The sequence below is a fragment of the Clostridium sp. ATCC BAA-442 genome (assembly GCF_964239415.1).
Classification (GTDB): domain Bacteria; phylum Bacillota; class Clostridia; order Oscillospirales; family Oscillospiraceae; genus Flavonifractor; species Flavonifractor plautii.
Genome location: NZ_CAXSQB010000011.1, coordinates 18163 through 35844 on the forward strand (window position 1 = coordinate 18163; position 17682 = coordinate 35844).

Here is a 17682-nt window from a genome sequence, read left to right on the forward strand (position 1 = left end):
CCACAAGGGCCGCCCCTACAGGGCAGACACAGCGAACCGATGCAGGCCGCCGGGATGTGTAGGGGCGGGCGCCCACACCCGCCCGCGAAAGATCATGGAACCGGGCGGAGCGCCGCGGCTGCCGCGCCCCTCCGGCCAATTAGGAAAGGAACAGAAGTATGGAGATCATCCTGGCCTCCCAGTCGCCCCGGCGGCGGGAGCTTTTGGAGCGCATGGGGGTAAAGAACTTTCGCATCGTCACCCCCGATATTGACGAGCACATGGAGCGGGAGCTGCCCCCGGAGGAGCTGGTGCGCCGCATCTCGGCGGAGAAGGCCCGGGCCGTGCGGGAGCAGGCAGGCATGGATGCGGTGGTGATCGCCGCCGATACGGTGGTGGCCCTGGACGGGGCGGTGCTGGGCAAGCCCGCGGATGAGCTAGAGGCTTTCAAGATGCTCTCCACCCTCTCCGGCTGCCGCCACCAGGTCTATACCGGCCTTACCGTCCTGCGGGGGGAGGAGCGGCACACCGTCAGCGAGGAGACCACCGTCGCCTTCCGGGAGCTGAGCGAGGAGGAGATCTCCTGCTACATCCAGACCGGAGAGCCCATGGACAAGGCGGGGGCCTACGGTATCCAGGGCTTTGGGGCTCTGCTCATTGAAGGCATCCAGGGGGATTACTACAATGTCATGGGCCTGCCCGTGTGCCGCCTGGGCGGCATCCTGCGCCAGCTCGGCGTGGACTGCCTGCGCTTGGCGGCGGGCGAGCGGGACAGCGACTGAGAGAGAGGGAACGGACAGACGTGAAGGATTTTTTCCGGCACAACGGAATCCTGATTTTAATCGCAGCCATTCTGCTGGCCCTGGTGACGGCGGTGGTGTCGATGCTGTTCGGCGGTGTGGCCGACCCCCTGTCCAACCTGGTGGGAATCGTCACCACGCCGGTGCGCAACGGCATTACCGCAGTGACCAACTGGGCGGAGGAGAAGTACAACGATGCTTTCGAGCTGGAGCAGATGAAGGAGGAGCTGGCCGGGCTGAAACAGCGCAACGCCGAGCTGGAGGCCCAGGCTCGGGAGGCGGAGGCCGCCCTCCAGGAGAACGAGCGCCTGCGCAACCTGCTGGAGCTCCAGCCCAAGGAGTGGTCCTGCGACAAGGCCGCCGCCATGGTCACCGCCCGCTCCACCTCCAACTGGGAGTCCACCCTCACCATTGGCAAGGGCAGCGCCGCGGGGATTGCCGTGGATGACTGCGTGGTGGACGAGTACTGGAACCTGGTGGGCGTGGTGGCGGAGGTGGGGGAGAACTGGGCCACCGTGCGTACCCTCGTTGACTCGGACACCGAGATGGGCGGCCAGCTCGCCCGTACCGGCGGCGCGGCCATCCTGGAGGGAGACTTTGCCCTCATGGGGGAGGGCAGGCTCAAGCTGACTTATCTGCCGGAGAACAGCGAGCTCATCGCCGGGGATCTGGTGACCACCTCCGGCCGGGGCGGGGTATACCCCGCCGGGCTGGTGGCCGGACACGTGGAGGAGGTGCGCACCGACGCCTCCGGCATGACCCGCTACGCCGTTATTGCGCCGGAGACCGATCTGGACGGCCTCCAGCAGGTCTTTGTGATCACCGACTTTACCGTTAACGAATAAATGGGACGTGGCCGGAAAGGGGGGAAGCGCCGGTGACCAGACAGGATTTTCTCATTAAATGGGGCGTATACGCCCTGGCTCTGGTGCCCGTATGGTTCCTGGAGCTGTTTGTGCTCAACCGCTTTCCCCTCTTTGGGGTGGCCCCTATGCTCCTGCCCCTGGCTGCCGTGTGCGTGGCGGTGCTGGAGGGCACCACGGCGGGGGCGGGCTTCGGCCTGTTCGTGGGCATCCTGTGCGACGCGGCCTACTTCAACACCGACGGAGCCATGACGGTGGGGCTGTGCCTCATCGGCGTGGGGGCCGGCGCCCTGGCCCAGTATGTGCTGCGCCAGAACCTGGTGGGCTGCCTGCTGTGCTCCTTCGCGGCGCTGGCGTTCATCGACGGGGTGCGCATCGCCGCCCGCCTGCTGGCCGGGCGGGGTGAGCTGGCCGCCATGCTCGGCCTGGCCGGACGGGAGATTCTCTGGTCCCTGGTCTTTGTGTTCCCGGTGTACGCCCTGTTCCTGTGGGTGTTCCGCCGGGTGCCGAAAAAAACCGTGCTGTAAAGACAGGCCGCCCCGCCATCGAACGCGGGGTGGCCTCATAGACTGAAAAAGGGGGCCCGCCATGGAGGGCAGACAATTCAACCGCCGCACCCTCGCCATCCTGGTGGTGCTTACGGCACTGCTGCTGCTGTTTTTTGGGGTGCTCTACAACCTGCAGGTGCTCCATGTGGACGACTACCGGGCCCAGAGCGTGGTCAAGATTGCCAACCGGAAGACGGTGGAGGCCGCCCGTGGGGAGCTGCTGGACCGCTACGGCCGGAGCATGGTGACCAACCGTGCCACCTACCAGCTCACGCTGAATACCGGTGTGATGGGGGAGGAGGCGGTGCGCAACGCCAACCTGCTGGAGCTGCTCAACATCTGCCGGGACAACGGCCTGACCTGGACCGACACCCTGGCCGTCTCAACGGCAGCCCCCTTCACCTACACCAGCGACACCCCTCTGGCCTACGAGAAGGAGGGGGGCGGCGTGGCCCTGACCCGGCTGGGACGGCTGCTCAACGCCCTCCCTATGAAAAAGGAGCTGAAAAGCAGCCTGAACCTGCCCACCACCGAGCAGGTAGAGGCCGCCAAGACCCTGGACGATATCCCCGCCGGGCCCACGGCGGAGGAGCTGATCGCCGCCCTGCGCACCTACTTTGAGATTGACCCGTCCTGGTCGGACGCCGACGCCCGGGCCCTGATCGGTGTGCTCTACGAGACCAATCTGCGCACCTACAGCATCAACCAGCAGGCGTACATCTTTGCCCAGGATGTGAATATTGATGTCATCTCTGCGGTGAAAGAGCGCCGGCTTACCGGCGTTACCATCGAAACCACCACCGTCCGTCAGTACAACACTGTAGCCGCAGCCCACCTGCTGGGCCATGTGGGAGACATCCAGTCCAGCAACTGGGACTACTACCGGGAGCAGGGCTACAGCATGAACGACAAGGTGGGCATCGACGGGGCGGAGAACGCCTTTGAGGAGTATCTGCGTGGGGAGTCAGGGGTTCAGATCCAGGAGCTGTCCACCAGCGGAAAGGTGGTAAGCGAGTACTGGCGCATCGACCCCGAGACCGGAGAGGAGCAGATCCCCAAGCCGGGGGACAACGTTCTGCTCACTCTGGACCTCCGCCTCCAGGAGAAGGTGGAGGAGATTCTGGCCAACACCATCGAGACTCTGGAGTCGGAGGATACCGGGGGCGGCGCGGTTGTGGTGGAGAGCGTCAAGACAGGGGAGATCCTGGCGATGGCCTCCTATCCCACCTACGATCTGTCCCAGATCTACAGCAACACCGCCCTCTTTAACGAGGCCAGGGATAACCCGCTGAGGCCCTTTACCAACCGAGCCACCCAGGAGTTTTACTATCCCGGTTCCACCTTCAAGCCGCTGGTGGCCATCGCCGCGCTGGAGGAGGGACTGACCACGCCCACGGAGAAAATTCAGGACACCGGCCGCCTCCAGCTCCCCGAGGAGGAGCACTACCCCTACGGCGATTTCCATCCCCAGTGCTGGATCTACCGCCAGTACGGAGGCAACCACGGGTGGGAGGATCTGGCCGACGCCCTGCGGGACTCCTGCAACATCTACTTTTACACCATGGGCCACCGGCTGGGCATTGACAAGATCGACGAGTACGCTTCCCTGTTCGGCCTGGGAGAGTACACTGGTATCGAACTGCCCGAGGTGAAGGGCTATGTGGCCGGACCGGCCACCAGCGAGGCCCTGGGGGTGGAGTGGTACGGCGGCAACCTGCTCAACGCCGCCATCGGTCAGGACAACACCCAGGTTACCCCCCTTCAGCTGGCCAACTATATCGTTACCCTGCTCAACGGCGGCGATCACTTCGTGCCTCACCTGCTCAAGTCCGTCAAGTCCAGCGACTACTCGGAGACGGTGTATGAGCAGCAGCCCGAGGTGAAAAACCACATTGCTCTCGACCCCGCCAACGTGGAGGCGGTGAAGCGGGGCATGTGGGAGGTGGCCAACGACCCCAAGAGCACCGTAGACCAGTACCTGAGCAACCTGGCGGTGGAGGTGGGCGCCAAGACCGGCTCCGCCCAGGTGGGCTCGGCGGACAAGGAGGCCGACGCCGTCTTCACCCTGTTCGCCCCTTATGACGACCCGGAAATCGTCATCTCCATCGTGGTGGAGGGCGGTGCCTCGGGCGGAAATCTGGCCCAGGCCGCCGGCGAGATTGTCAACTACTATTTCAGCGCGGAGCATACGGTGGAATCGGTGGACGCCGAGAACACCCTGCTCCGCTGAAGGGAGCCGTTCCTTGTGTGTGATCCCCAGACCTTTGACAGCCGGGACAGCCGGTATAAGCGCCCCTATGGCGCCGTACCCTCCGGCACCCGGGTAGAGCTGGCCCTCCGCCCGCCCCGGGCCGGGGGATTTTCTGCCGCCACACTCATCGCCTACTTTGAGCACCGGGACGAGGAGCGCCGGGAGCTGCCCATGCCCTGGCGGGGCCTGGAGGGGGACCGGGATGTGTTTGCCGTAACCTTGGAGACCGGGGACTATGTGGGCCTGGTGTGGTACTCCTTCCGCCTGGAGGGCCTGGACGGCCGCAGGGAGGAGCTGGGGCCCTTCCAGCTCACGGTATACGACGGGGCGGAGGAGGTGCCTGCCTGGTTCGGAGAGGGCGTCACCTATCAGATCTTCCCTGACCGCTTCCGCCGCACCCGGGTTCCCGATCCCACCGGCATGGTGGGAGGGCGGAGCGTCCACACCGGCTGGGAGGAGGAGCCGGTCTACCGCCCCGACTCGAACGGCGAGGTGCGCAACCGGGACTTCTTCGGCGGCGATCTGGCCGGCGTGCGGGAGAAGCTGGGCTACCTGCGGGGCCTGGGGGTGGATACCCTCTACTTCTGCCCCATCTTCGAGGCCCCGGAGAACCACCGCTACGGCACCGGGGACTATGAGAAGATCGACCCCATGCTGGGCACCGAGGCCGACTTCCGCGCCCTGTGCACCGACGCCCACGCCCTGGGCATGCGGGTGGTGCTGGACGGCGTGTTCAACCACCAGGGCTACGTCAGCCGCTACTTCAACGGCGACGGCTCCTATGAGAGCATAGGGGCCGTTCAGTCCCAGGATAGCCCCTATTACCCCTGGTACCACTTCTCACACTGGCCGGACAAATACGACTCCTGGTGGGGCATCTACTCCCTCCCCGCCGTCAATGAGGCCGACCCCTCCTACCGCCGGTATATCTTCGGCGGCGCGGACAGCATCATCCGCCGCTGGCTGGCCGCCGGGGCGGACGGCTGGCGGCTGGACGTGGCCGACGAGCTGCCCGACGACTTTATCCACGGCATCCACGCCGCCGCCCGGCAGGCCAAGCCGGAGGCGGTAATCATCGGCGAGGTGTGGGAGGACGGCTCCAACAAGATTGCCTACGGCGTGCGCCGCCGGCACATCCTGGGGGGCCACTGTGACGGGCTGATGAACTACCCCTTCCGAAACGCACTGGTGTCCTTCCTGCTGGGCGAGGACGCCTTCCGCTTCCGGCAGGCCATGGAGACCCTGCGGGAGAACTACCCGCCCTTCGCCTGGCGCTCGGCCATGAACTTCCTGGGCACCCACGACACCCCCCGCATCCTCACCCTGCTGGGCACGGGGGGCGACGGGCGGGAGCACGACAAGGACTGGCGGGCGGCCTTCCGCATGTCCCCCGGCCAGTACGCCCTGGGGAAAGCCCGGCTGAAGCTGGGGGCGCTGGTGCTCTTCGGCTTCCCCGGCTCCCCCATGGTCTACTACGGGGATGAGGCGGGGCTGGAGGGCTTTGAAGACCCCTTCAACCGCCGCACCTACCCCTGGGGAAGGGAGGACGGCGAGCTGCTGGAATGGTACACCGCCCTGGGGAAGGCCCGCCGGGCGCTGCCCGCCCTGCGCCGGGGGGAGCTGGCCTGGACGCTCACCCGGGGACGGGTACTCTCTTTCCTCCGCACCGGGGCCGAGGGGAGTGTACTGGCCGCCGTCAACGCCGGCGACAGGCCGGAGCCCATTGATCTGCCCTGGCCCGCCCGGGACTGGATGACCGGGGCGGCCCTGGAGCAGGGGGAGCAGACGCTCCCGCCCATGACAGGCTGGCTGCTGACGCCCCGGCCGGAAGGAGCGTGAACTGTGGAGCAGCCCCTCATCAGCATTATCGTGCCGGTCTACAACGCGGAGCCCTATCTGGACAACTGCCTGGACTCCATTGCCGCCCAGACGTGGGAGAACCTGGAGGTGTGGCTGGTGGATGACGGCTCCACCGACGCCAGCCCCGCCCTCTGTGACGCCCGGGCCGCCGCCGACTCCCGCTTTCACGTGCTCCACCAGGCCAACGCCGGGGTATCCGCCGCCCGCAATGCCGCTCTGGAGCGGGCTACGGGGCAGTACCTCCAGTTTGTGGACGGGGACGACTACCTGCCCTCCACCGCTACCGAGCGGCTGGTCCGCACCGCCGGGGCCACCGGGGCTGATCTGGTGATCGGCCGCTTCTGGCGGGTGGCCGGCACCCGCAAGGCCCTCCAGGGCCACATTCGCCGGGAGGGGGTGTTCACTCGCCGGGAATTCGCGGAGGAGATGCTCAAGGCCCCGGCCAACTTCTACTACGGCGTGCTGTGGAACAAGCTCTACCGCCGCTCCATTGTGGAGGAGGGCGGCCTGCGGTGCGATCCGGAGGTGAGCTGGTGCGAGGATTTCCTCTTTAACCTGGAGTACATCCGCCGGGCCCGGCTGATCGCCGCCACCGCCCAGCCGGTCTACTGCTATGTGAAGCGGCCGGGCAGCCTGGTGGCCACCCAGGCCACCCTGGCCCGGACGGTGGAGATGAAGCGCACCATGTTCGCCGCCTACAAGCAGCTCTATCAGGCGCTGGATCTCTATGACGAGCAGAAGCTGCGGGTCTACGGCTACCTGGTCTCAGCTGCCAAGGACGGCGGGAGCGTGGCCCTGCGGCCCCCGGCCCTCCCCAAACGGCGCGCCAGGCCGCCCCGCCGCCGGACCAGGCGGCGCAGAACCGGAATGGCATAATGTCCGGAGCCCTGTCGAAACGCTGCTTCGGCAAATTGAAAAAGCGGAACGGCATAGCCGTCCCGCTTTTCGTTTGCTGGAAAGGGGGTCAGGCGCGGTCCACCCAGATGGGGCTGGACCAGGCCATGTGCTCGTCCTTCTGGGTGACGCGCAGGTAGTAGCAGGCGCCGCTCCCGGCGGTGTCCTCCAGGGTGAAGTCGCAGGCATTGCCCGCGCAGGCCCAGGTCTGGATGACCTGATTGTCCCGCAGCAGCTCCACGGTGACGGTGTCGGTGCCCAAGACGCTGCCCTCGATGGTGACGGGGGCGTCGCCGATGGCCTTGACCTCGCTGCCCATGGGGGCAGAGTTGATCTTCAGGGAGACCAGGATGCGGGCGCCGGTGGTGCCGTAGGTCAGGCGGTCATAGATGGCGTCCCACACGTACTCCCGCTTGAGGGCGGGGACGAAGGCGGCCACAATGCCGCCCTCCACGCCGTGCTCGGTCTGGTGGGAGTCGCTGCCGGCGGTGAAGCCCATCCGGTAGCCCCGGGCCAGGGCGTCCTGCACGCTGCACCGCTCCATCTTCTTGATGTTCTTGGTGAACTTGGAGCGGGCCTCAAAGGTCTCGAAGGGGGCGTGGCGGGAGTAGATCTCCACGGCGCGCTGCACCTCGGGATCGTGGAAGTTCCAGTCGGTGGCGGCGCTCACCATCACCCAGTCCGCGGCGGGGTGGTGGGGGATGCAGAGGGCCTTGTAGGAGCGGATGCTGTTGTAGAGGTCGGTGGGGGTCATGCCGCCCTTGTCGCCGGAGCGGAAGATCTCGCCCTCGTCGCCCCGGTAGTATACGTTCTTGTGGCCGTAGTCGTACTTGTACTCGTTGGGAGTCCACTCGTAGGCCAGAAGGCAGGCCAGCTCGCCGTCCTTGTTCATCAGGCGGCAGTTGGTGCGCAGCAGCTCCCACTCGGACTGGGTCGTCCAGTCGGGGTAGCAGTCGTGGTCGGTGAGGGCGGTGAAGTCCAGACGGGCCTTGTCCCGGGCCCGGTGATAGTACTGGTCCACCTCGCCCATGCCGTCGGACAGGCCGCTCTGGCCGTGGATGTCGCCAAAGTAGACGGACAGGTTCCCGTAGCCGTTCTTGTCCAGCCAGGCGCGCACCACGTCGGCGGGGTGCTCGTCCAGGCGCTTGTCGGCGTTGGCGGGGATGGGCTGGGTGAAGTCGCTGGGGGGCGCCACATAGTCGGGCTGCTGGGCCAGCTCGGCGGGGGTGAGGTGGTTGTAGATCACCTGGGCGTTGCGCTCCATGTGGCCGTTCTTGAAGCCGAACTGCCACATCAGATGGATGGTGTCGTCCTCATCCACCAGCAGCTTGGGATGGACGCCGCAGTGGCCGTCGCCGTAGGACATCAGCACCGGACGGCTCCAGGGCTCGCTGCCCCGGCGGGTGCACACCAGCACGTCGTACTTGCTGCGGGTGTAGGCCATGGCCTGAAGGCCGGAGGAGTTGGAGGCCACGTGGAGATCCAGATACCAGTCCACGCCCTCCTTGAGGCACTGGGGATTGACCGCGGTCAGGGCGCCGTCCCGGACGGTGAGGTCGGCGGAGCGGACGGAGTAGACGGCCATATAGCCGTAGTCGTACCAGCCCACCACGGCGCCGTCGGGCTTGGCGGCGATCCACGGGGTGGAGGCCCAGTCCTCGCCCTGGCTGACCACAATCTCCTCACTCCAGCCCGCGGCGGTGCGCGCCCGGGCAAAGAGCTTGTACTGCTTGCCGTCAAAGCCGTCGTAGGCCACATAGAGGTTGCCGTCGCCGCCCTCGGCCGCGCCGGCCCGGTAGGCCTCGCCCACCGCGGACACGGTCTCGGCCGCGCCGGGGCCGGCCTCGGTCAGGGGGCACAGCACGGCGGCCGCGCTGCCCTTGTGCTGCTCCGTCCAGATGACGTGCAGCTTGCCCTGCCAGGTGAACAGGCGGGGGAAGAACAGGGCCTCGCCGGAGGCGACGGTGAGCACCCCGCCCCACTGGCCGTCCCGATAGCAGCGGGCCAGGATGCGCCAGTTCTCCCGGGCGTACTCGTTCCAGGCGTACCAGATGGCGCCGCCGTGGGCCAGAATGACGGGGTGGAGCACCTCGCCGCCGTCGGAGATCTCCCGCTCCCACACCACCTCGTCCCCCCGGCGGCAGGAGGCCATCAGGCTGTCGTGGCGGTCCACAAAGCGCTGCCAGCACAGATAGACGTCGGAACCATCCAGCGCGATGCCGGGGAACTGTGCGTTCTCCCGATAGAGATCGGTAATGACTCGGTTGTTCTGAATCTGTTCCATAATACCTCAACCTCAGCTTTCTATTCGTCGTCGTACTTACCGACACCGGCCGGGGGCTTGATGTGCTTGACACCGAAGGCCAGCACCAGCAGGGTCACAATGTAGGGGAGCATCTGCACGATCTGGGGCGGGAAGGCCTCGCCCTGAAGGTAGATCTGCACCGCGTCACAGAAGCCGAACAGCAGGGCGCAGGGCACGATCTGGGCGGGATTGTAGCGGCCCAGGATGGCGATGGCCACCGCGATGTAGCCGCGGCCGGCGGTCATGTTGCGCACGAACATATCCAACTGATCCAGGGACAGGTAGGCGCCGCCCACGCCGGCCAGCGCGCCGCAGATGAGCACGCCGCAGTACTTGATGCCGTGAACCCGCAGGCCCATGGTGGCCGCGGCCTTTGGGTTCTCGCCCACCATGCGCAGGCGCAGGCCGAAGCGGGTTTTGAAGAGGACAATCCAACCCACGATGACCACAGCGACCATCACAAGGAAGCTGACGGACTGCTGGGCCAGAATGGGGCCGATGACGGGGATGGGGGCAAAGAAGTCCAGGGTGGTGGAGATGGAGGCCACCTGGGGGGTGGAGCCCTTGTTGTTCCAGATGAGCTGCATCAGCAGGGTGGTGACGGCCAGAGCCAGCAGGTTCAGTCCGATGCCGCTGATGACCTGGTTGACCTTGTAGCGCACGGACAGGATGCCGTGGAACAGGCCGATGACCATGCCGCCCACCATGCCCAGCAGGAAGCCGAAGAGCACGCTCCCGGTGAAGTAGGAGCCGAGAACGCCGAAGAAGGCGCCCATCATCATCATGCTCTCCAGGCCCAGGGCCATGATGCCGCTGCGCACCGAGAAGGCGCCGCCCACCGAGGCCAGCACCAGGGGGATGGACATGGCGATGGAGGAGCCGATGATGGGAATCAGGTTGTTGAGAATCACGCCCATGTCAGGCCACCTCCTTCTTGGTCTTGCGGGACCAGCCCGCGGGGTTGAGCCGCTTGAGCTCCTTCACCAGCAGCGGGGCGGCCACCAGAATGACCACCATGGCCTGGATGACGTTGACGAACTCCACCGGAATGCTGGTGGTGCGGTTGAGCTCCATGGTGCCCGCCCGCAGCGCGCCGAACACGATGCCGGCGAAGATAACGCCCACGGGGCTGTCCGCCGCCAGGGCGGCCACGGAGATGCCGGAGAAGCCGTAGTCGTTGGAGAAGCCGTTGATCAGGCGGCGGTCCACGCCCAGCACATGGCTGGCGCCGGCCAGGCCCGCGATGCAGCCGCTGATGCACAGGGCCACGATGGTGACCTTGGCCTTGCTGATGCCGGCGGTCTCCGCCGCGTCCGGGTTGAGGCCCACCGCGCGGATCTCGTAGCCCAGGGCGGTGCGGTCCATGAACAGCTTGACCAGGATACAGGCCGCCACCGCCAGAAGAATGGCGATGGTGAGCTGGTACTGCTGGAAGATGCGGGGGAGCTGCGCCGTCTCCAGCACCCGCTCCGTCTGGGCCACCGAGCTGTTCTCCGCCAGCAAGGGCCCGTTGAGCAGGTAGTCCACCAGATAGGTGGCGATGGAGTTGAGCATGACGGTGGCGATGACCTCGTTGGAGCCGAACTTGACCTTGAGCACGCCCACCAGGCCGGCGTAGAGGCCGCCGGCGGCCATGCCGCCCGCCACCGCCAGGGGTAGGTGGAGCGCCATGGGCAGGCCCAGATCCAGCATGCCCACCGCAGCGGAGGCCAGGGCGCCCATGTAGAGCTGGCCCTCGGCACCCAGGTTGATGAGGCTGGCCTTCTTGGCGAAGGCGAAGGCCAGGCCGGTGAAAATCAGAGGGGTGGCCTGGGTCAGGGTCTGGACAATGGCGCGCTGGCTGCCGAAGGAGCCGGCCAGGATGGCGCCGAAGGCCTCAATGGGGTTGTAGCCGCACACCGCCATGATGACGCCGCTGATGACAATGGCGATAAGCAGGGAGAGAATGGACAGCAGCGGGCCATCCAGCTTGAGCAGACCGCTCAGAGCACGCTTTTTCATGCGGTTCCCTCCTTTTCCGGCGCAAGGCTGCCGCCGGTCATCAGCAGGCCGATCTCCATGTCGCTCCAGGTGTCCGGCTTGCCCTCGGCCACGATCCGGCCGCCGTAGATGACCGCCAGACGGTCGGACAGGCTGCGCACCTCGTCCAGATCGGCGGAGATGAGCAGAATGGACTTGCCGCCGTCCCGCAGATCCAACAGGCGGTGGTGAATGTACTCCATGGCGCCCACGTCCACGCCGCGGGTGGGCTGGGCCACGATGATGACGTCGGGGTTTTCGCTGAACACCCGGGCGATGACCACCTTCTGCTGGTTGCCGCCGGAGAGGGCGCTGCACCGCTCCTGCACGTTGGGGGCCTTGATGGCAAACTCGGTGCGCTCCTGCTCGGCAAATCTGCGGATGGCGGAGGCCAGCCGCAGGCCGCGGCGGGCGAAGGCGGGGCGGCGGTGATAGCCCAGAATCAGGTTGTCCTCGATGCTCATCTCCAGCACCAGGCCGCGGGTCATGCGGTCCTCGGGCACATGGCCCACGCCGGCGGCCAGGAAGGCGGCGGCGTTGCCGCTGAGGGGCTTGCCGTCCTTGAACAGCTCCATATGGTCGGGGCGGCGCAGGCCTGTGAGTACCTCGATGAGCTCGGTCTGGCCGTTGCCCTCGATGCCGGCGATGCCCAGAATCTCCCCCTTGCGCAGGGAGAGGCACACGTCGCGCAGGATGGGCACGCCCCGCTCGGTGAGGGAGAGGCCGCGCACGGAAAAGTTTTCCTCGCCCACCTGCTCGGCCCGGCGGGTGACGGAGAGCTCCACGTCGCGCCCCACCATCATCTGGGCCAGCTCGTTCATGGTGGTTCCCGCCACGGGGACGCCGCTCTCGATCATTTTGCCCTGGCGCAGCACCGACACCCGGTCGGCGATCTCCATGGTCTCCTTGAGCTTGTGGGTGATGATAATGATGCTCTTGCCCGCGGCCTTGAGCTGCCGCATGACCCGGAAGAGATCCTCCACCTCCTGTGGGGTGAGCACCGCGGTGGGCTCGTCCAGGATCAGCAGGTCGGCCCCCCGGTAGAGGGCCTTCAGGATCTCCACCCGCTGCTGCTCGCCCACGGAGAGGGTCTCCACCTTGGCGGTGGCGGAGATGTGGAAGTTATACTCGTCGATCATGGCGGCGACCTGGGCCTCCGCCTTCTTCCGGTCAAAGAAAACGCCGCGCACCGGCTCGCTGCCGATGACCACGTTTTCCGCCACGGTCATGACCGGGGTGAGCATGAAGTGCTGGTGCACCATGCCGATGCCCAGGGCGATGGCCTGGGCGGGGCGGGTGATGGCGACCGGCTTGCCGAAGACGCGCACCTCTCCGGCGGTGGGGGGGGTCATGCCGTACAGAATTTTCATGAGGGTGGACTTGCCGGCGCCGTTCTCGCCGAGCAGGGAGTGGATCTCTCCCTGCTCGACGGTGAAGTCGGCGCCGTCAATCGCGCGGACGAGGGGATACTGCTTGACAATCCCGCGCATTTCAACTGCGTTCAAACGTCATCGCCTCCCGGCAGATTATCGGCCGCTGGGGCCGGGGTGTCCCGCTTACTCCGCGGGCTGGTACTGGTTGGCGGCCACCCAGGCGTCCAGCTCCTCGGCGGTCTCGCAGGGCACCAGCTCGCCGGCGGTGATCTTGGCCTTGATGTCCTCCACGGCGGCGGCGATGTCGTCGGGCAGAACCACGTTGGAGTCGGTGTTGTCAAAGCCCACAGAGCCCTCGGCAATGCCGCTGATGTGTACGCCGGGCTCCCAGGTGCCCTCCACCAGGGCCTTGATTTCGTTGTAGACGATGGTGTTCACGTCGCGCAGGGCGGTGGCCACGATGTAGTCGGGCTCGATGTAGTTCTGGTTGCCGCCCACGCCGAAGGCATAGCGGTCGGCCTCCTTGGCGGCGGTGAAGACGCCCATGCCGGAGGCGCCGGCGATGTGCTGGACGAAGTCCGCGCCGCGGTTGTACATGGACAGGGCGATCTCCTTGGCCTTGGCGGGGTCGTTGAAGTCGCCCACGACGGCCTCCAGCACCTCGCAGTCGGGGTTGACGTAGCGCACGCCGGCCTCAAAGCCCACTACGCCCATGCGCAGGGTGGGCTGATCCTGGCCCAGGATGACGCCCACCACGTTTTCGCTGTTGGCCTTGTCCATGCCGGACAGGGTGCCCAGGCCGGCCACCACGCCGGTCAGGAAGGTCTGCTCCTGCCACTTGGTATAGACGGCGCTGACGTTGGGAAGGTCGGTGGAGGAGTCGATGTGGGAGATCTTCTGCTCGGGGAAGTCGATGGAGATCTCGTTGATGGCCTCGGTCTGGTCGGCCGCCAGGCCGATGATCAGGTCGTACTCGCCGCTCTCGGCGAACATGCGGTAGTTGGGCAGGAAGTCGCTGGCGCTCTGGGTTTCCACATAGTCAAACTCGATGCCGAAGTCTTTTTCCGCCTGCTGGGCGCCGGCGTAGGTCATATCGTTGAAGTTCTTGTCGCCCAGGCCGCCGGTGGACAGGATGATGCCCACCTTCAGGGCGTCGCCGTCAGAGGCGCCGCTGGGGGAGCCGGAAGATGGGGCGTCCTGGCCGCCGCCGCAGGCGGACAGGCCGAGGGTGAGGGTACAGGCCAGAGAGAGCGCGAGCAGTTTCTTTGCGTTCATGACAGGGTTCCTCCTTCAATTCATTCGGCACAGCAGGGACACTTTGGGCGTGCCCGGCCCAAGCTTACAAGTTGAGTTTAACAAAGAAAACAAAAACGGTCGAGCCATAGGCTTGACCGTTTTTGGGACGAATATGATATCTTTTTCCGCACGGGGCGGGAAATGTCACAATTTTGATTTTTTTGTCACGATTTTGACCCCCGGCGCTCCGCCTCCGGGGACACGCCTTTGTACTTTTTGTAAAGCCGGGAAAAGTATCCGGGGGTGGTATAGCCCGTCTGTACCGCCACGCTGGCGACGGGCAGATCGGTGGTCTGGAGCAGCTCCTGGGCCCGCTCCAGCCGGTAGCGGGTGAGGTAGGAGCTGAAGTTCTCCCCCACCTCCTCCTTGAACTGGCGGGAAAAGTGCTCCGGCGAGCGGTAGAGCTGGGCGGCCACCTCCGCCATGGAGATGGGCTGGGCGTAGTGGGCATGGATATAGTTCAGGGCGGTCTCAATGGGCCGGGAGTGGCGGCTGCGCCGTTCCCGGAGCACCTGCTCCAGCATGGCCGAGCAGCGGCTGCGGCAGGCGGTGAAGGAATGGGGCGGCTCCCAGCCGTCGGCGGGGGGCGTGACGAACTGATAGTACCAGTCCTCCATGGAGATCACCATGCGGTTGACCGTGTCCACCGCCCAGCGCACGTCATCGGCTCCCACCATGCCGAACAGGGCGAACCAGGCCCGGAGCGCCCCGCGGGCCTCTTCCACCTGGCGGCGGGCCAGGAGGCGCAGCACCTCCTGCTTTCTGGCGTGGGCGGCCTCCCGGTCAATGGGGGGCAGGCCGTGAATGGCGGAGTAGGGCACCACCCCTCCGCCGGTGAAGAAGCAGGCCTCCTGAGCCGCCGCCGCCTCCCCCAGCACACGGATGAGCTGGCCGATGTCGGTGCACAGGGCGGACACGCCGGCGGGCAGGCGGCACTCCCCCAGGGCGGCCTCCGTGTCCAGGGCATAGCCCCGCAGGGCCTCCGCCTCCGGGCACTGGAGGAGCAGGTAGAGGTGCTCCTGCACCATGGCGGCCGCAGAGAAGGGGGCGCGGGAGGCGGAGGCTAGGGCCACCATCTGCCGCCGCAGGTCCAGGCTGCTGTCGTTGGCCACACAGAAGGCCAGATAGGGCTGGCCGGGCCGCAGCCCCTGCCGCTGCCAGAAGGCGGCCACAGCGCCGGGCTGTTCGAAATTGCGGTACATCTCGTAGAGGTCCACCACCCCGTCCTGGAGGACATCATGCACCTTTTCCGAGCGGATCTTCGCCGTGGTGGCCGCAATCTCCGCTACGATGCGCTGAATGTCGGAGGAGCGCATCTCCGACTTGAGGATGTACTCCCGGGCGCCCAGGGAGATGGCCTGCTTGGCGTAGGAGAACTCGGCGTAGTTGGTCAGGATGATGAACACCGTAAAGGGGAGGATGTCCCGGACTTTACTCATCAGCTCCAGCCCGTCCATTCCCGGCATGCGGATGTCGGTAAAGACCACGTTGGGCTTCTGCTCCAAAATCCTGCGGTAGGCCTCCTCTCCATTGACCGCGGAGGTGACGGAGCTGGCCGCCTCACACTTCTGGATGCAGTACACCAGCCAGTCCCGGATGGGGGCCTCGTCGTCCACTACCATAATATGAAGCATGGAGCTCCTCCTTTCTCTATCGGGTGCGGGGCAGGCGGAAGGTGACCACCGTGCCGCCCGCCGGGCCGCCGGTGACCGTCAGCCCGTAGCCGGGGCCGTAGTTGAGGCGGATGCGCTCCTGCACATTCTTCAGCCCCACCCGGTTAATCTGCAAGTCCTTGTTCATCACCTGGTCGATCTTGTCTTTGGAAATGCCCACTCCATCGTCCTCCACCCGGAGGATCAGGGTGTCCCCCTCCAGCCAGCCCCGCAGGCGGATGTGGATTTTGTGCCGGCCTACGCCGTGGAAGATGGAATTCTCCACTACCGGCTGAAGCAGCAGCTTGGGCAGCGTGTTGTCCCGCAGGGCCTCATCCACCTCGCAGGAGTAGTCAAAGGTATCGGGATAGCGCAGGTGCTGGAGCTCCACATAGCACTTCAGCGTGTCCAGCTCCTCCCCCAGGGGGATGAACTCCACCGAGCGGGAGAGAGTCTGGCGCAGCAGCTTGGAGAAGTAGAACACCATCTCCCCCGCCTCCTGTACCTTGTCCATCTCCAGCAGGAAGCGGATGGAGCTGAGGGTATTGTAGATGAAGTGGGGGTTGATCTGGGCCTGGAGAAAATCCAGCTCCGCCAGATGCTTCTCCCGCTCCTCCCGTTTGACCGACTCCAGAAGGGTGGAGATCTGCTCCACCATACCGTTGAAGGCCTCCTGAATACGGCCGAATTCGTCCTTTCGGCGTACGTCGATGCGCTCGTCCAGGCGGCCCTCCATGACCCGGCCCAGGCTGGCCTGGAGCTGGGTGATGGGGCGGAGAATCTGCCGGTAGGCGTAGAGAAGCACCGCCAGAATCAGGGCGGCGCACAGGCCGGTGGCCAGGAAAGCGCCATTGCGTACCAGATTCAGCGTGCCGAAGGCCGCCGAGGCACTCATCTCCTCCACCAGATACCAGTCCGTCCCCGGTATGCGTTCATACAGGCGGATCTGCCCGCCGTCAATGCGGCGGGAGAGGGACGTCTCCGCCGCCAGGGCGTCCAATTCCTCCGGGGTATAGGCATAGATGGAACCAATGAGCTGCTTGTCCCGGGCTGAGACAATGGTGCCCGACCCGTCGGTCAGAAAAAATCGGTTGTCGGCGCTCTGGTGCCGCAGATATTGGGAGTACAGGCTGACCTCGCTGATGTTGAGGATGACCACCCCAAGCGGCTCCTGAGTCAGGTGGTCCCGGATAAGCTGGGCGTACTGGAAGGAGTGGACAAAGATGCCTGTGGCCTCCGGATGGGTGGTGGTGGGCAGCAGCAGGGCGTCCTGGGTTCCGCTGAACAGGGGCCCATACCGGGGGTCGGCCAGGACGGCGTCATAGTTGAACTGCCTGGAGCTGTAAGTGGCAGCGGTCACGCCGTTGAAGCCCACCACATAGGAGTCCATCAGCATTTTGATGCCCCGCTGCCACACATAGTCGCTGCTCAGGCTGTAGAGCAGATCGTGGGCGGCCTCGTCCGCCCGCTCTCCGGCGGGGCCGGAGAGCAGTTCAATGAGCTGTGTGCTCTCAGCGATGCGCTTGGCCAGGGTCTGGGTATCGGTCATGCCCTGGCCAAGGGTGTAGCTGATCTGCCGCAGGCCCGCCTGGTTGAGGCGGATGTACTCCTGCCCCACCACCTGGCGGGCGTAGTGGTAAAGAGCCAGCTCCACGGAGGCGGTGATCAGCAGCAGCAGGGCAAACAGCAGCGCAAACAGGCGGAACAGAAAGCTTTTGCGTCGGTGCATCCCCGCGCCCCCCCTAAAGACTGATTTCCCATCCAGTTCACCCGAAAAGGGAGATATATCTGATCTATTCTACCACATTGCCCCCCGACGCGCAACGTTGGCCGCAGAATGAA

The 17682-nt window shown here is 65.7% G+C and carries 13 protein-coding genes; 6 read left to right on the plus strand and 7 right to left on the minus strand.

What is annotated here, in order from left to right:
* Positions 1 to 158: 158 nt before the first annotated feature.
* From ACESY8_RS06785 to ACESY8_RS06810, 6 genes are all read left to right on the plus strand, one after another.
* The gene (locus ACESY8_RS06785) at positions 159 to 761 is read left to right on the plus strand and encodes a Maf family protein (protein ID WP_007490150.1); all 603 of its coding nucleotides are present in this window, start codon (positions 159 to 161) and stop codon (positions 759 to 761) included.
* A 20-nt stretch (positions 762 to 781) separates the two neighbouring features.
* On the plus strand, positions 782 to 1624 hold the full coding sequence (mreC, locus tag ACESY8_RS06790) for a rod shape-determining protein MreC (RefSeq protein WP_007490152.1): 843 nt from the start codon (positions 782 to 784) through the stop codon (positions 1622 to 1624).
* A gap of 32 nt (positions 1625 to 1656) precedes the next feature.
* Positions 1657 to 2169, plus strand: coding sequence for a rod shape-determining protein MreD (mreD, locus tag ACESY8_RS06795; protein WP_270512963.1), 513 nt, complete (start codon positions 1657 to 1659; stop codon positions 2167 to 2169).
* A gap of 61 nt (positions 2170 to 2230) precedes the next feature.
* The gene (locus ACESY8_RS06800) at positions 2231 to 4420 is read left to right on the plus strand and encodes a penicillin-binding transpeptidase domain-containing protein (protein WP_087359340.1); all 2190 of its coding nucleotides are present in this window, start codon (positions 2231 to 2233) and stop codon (positions 4418 to 4420) included.
* 15 nt (positions 4421 to 4435) lie between these two features.
* Entirely contained in the window at positions 4436 to 6280 is a 1845-nt protein-coding gene (locus ACESY8_RS06805; protein WP_054339213.1) for an alpha-amylase family glycosyl hydrolase, read from the plus strand.
* A gap of 3 nt (positions 6281 to 6283) precedes the next feature.
* Positions 6284 to 7177: a glycosyltransferase family 2 protein gene (locus tag ACESY8_RS06810; RefSeq protein WP_054339214.1), complete on the plus strand. Its 894-nt coding sequence runs from the start codon at positions 6284 to 6286 to the stop codon at positions 7175 to 7177.
* Between the two features lie 88 nt (positions 7178 to 7265).
* On the opposite strand, the gene ACESY8_RS06815 is transcribed toward ACESY8_RS06810, so the two are convergent.
* The 7 genes from ACESY8_RS06815 to ACESY8_RS06845 form a co-directional block, all read right to left on the minus strand.
* Complete coding sequence (locus ACESY8_RS06815; protein ID WP_434307852.1) at positions 7266 to 9479, minus strand: CehA/McbA family metallohydrolase; 2214 nt, start codon at positions 9477 to 9479, stop codon at positions 7266 to 7268.
* Positions 9480 to 9499: 20 nt separating this feature from the next.
* On the minus strand, positions 9500 to 10417 hold the full coding sequence (locus tag ACESY8_RS06820) for an ABC transporter permease (RefSeq protein ID WP_044938481.1): 918 nt from the start codon (positions 10415 to 10417) through the stop codon (positions 9500 to 9502).
* A 1-nt stretch (position 10418) separates the two neighbouring features.
* A complete protein-coding gene (locus ACESY8_RS06825; RefSeq protein ID WP_498794674.1) occupies positions 10419 to 11501 on the minus strand; it encodes an ABC transporter permease in 1083 nt (360 codons plus the stop codon).
* Positions 11498 to 13009 carry an ABC transporter ATP-binding protein gene (locus ACESY8_RS06830; protein ID WP_007490164.1) on the minus strand — a complete coding sequence of 504 codons (1512 nt, stop codon included), beginning with the start codon at positions 13007 to 13009 and terminating at the stop codon, positions 11498 to 11500. The genes ACESY8_RS06825 and ACESY8_RS06830 overlap by 4 nt, the downstream gene beginning before the upstream one ends.
* A gap of 66 nt (positions 13010 to 13075) precedes the next feature.
* Positions 13076 to 14167: a BMP family lipoprotein gene (locus tag ACESY8_RS06835; protein WP_007490167.1), complete on the minus strand. Its 1092-nt coding sequence runs from the start codon at positions 14165 to 14167 to the stop codon at positions 13076 to 13078.
* 185 nt (positions 14168 to 14352) lie between these two features.
* Complete coding sequence (locus tag ACESY8_RS06840; protein ID WP_009257353.1) at positions 14353 to 15822, minus strand: response regulator transcription factor; 1470 nt, start codon at positions 15820 to 15822, stop codon at positions 14353 to 14355.
* A 16-nt stretch (positions 15823 to 15838) separates the two neighbouring features.
* Positions 15839 to 17569 carry a cache domain-containing sensor histidine kinase gene (locus ACESY8_RS06845; protein ID WP_024723826.1) on the minus strand — a complete coding sequence of 577 codons (1731 nt, stop codon included), beginning with the start codon at positions 17567 to 17569 and terminating at the stop codon, positions 15839 to 15841.
* Positions 17570 to 17682 lie beyond the last annotated feature (113 nt).

What these genes read in the sequence shown, in the direction of transcription:
- ACESY8_RS06840 (WP_009257353.1), bottom strand. Translation starts at nt 15,822, where the DNA reads ATGCTTCATATTATGGTAGTGGACGACGAGGCCCCCATCCGGGACTGG.
- ACESY8_RS06830 (WP_007490164.1), bottom strand. Translation starts at nt 13,009, where the DNA reads ATGCGCGGGATTGTCAAGCAGTATCCCCTCGTCCGCGCGATTGACGGC.
- ACESY8_RS06815 (WP_434307852.1), bottom strand. Translation starts at nt 9,479, where the DNA reads ATGGAACAGATTCAGAACAACCGAGTCATTACCGATCTCTATCGGGAG.
- ACESY8_RS06845 (WP_024723826.1), bottom strand. Translation starts at nt 17,569, where the DNA reads ATGCACCGACGCAAAAGCTTTCTGTTCCGCCTGTTTGCGCTGCTGTTT.
- ACESY8_RS06785 (WP_007490150.1), top strand. Translation starts at nt 159, where the DNA reads ATGGAGATCATCCTGGCCTCCCAGTCGCCCCGGCGGCGGGAGCTTTTG.
- ACESY8_RS06825 (WP_498794674.1), bottom strand. Translation starts at nt 11,501, where the DNA reads ATGAAAAAGCGTGCTCTGAGCGGTCTGCTCAAGCTGGATGGCCCGCTG.
- ACESY8_RS06835 (WP_007490167.1), bottom strand. Translation starts at nt 14,167, where the DNA reads ATGAACGCAAAGAAACTGCTCGCGCTCTCTCTGGCCTGTACCCTCACC.
- ACESY8_RS06820 (WP_044938481.1), bottom strand. Translation starts at nt 10,417, where the DNA reads ATGGGCGTGATTCTCAACAACCTGATTCCCATCATCGGCTCCTCCATC.
- ACESY8_RS06800 (WP_087359340.1), top strand. Translation starts at nt 2,231, where the DNA reads ATGGAGGGCAGACAATTCAACCGCCGCACCCTCGCCATCCTGGTGGTG.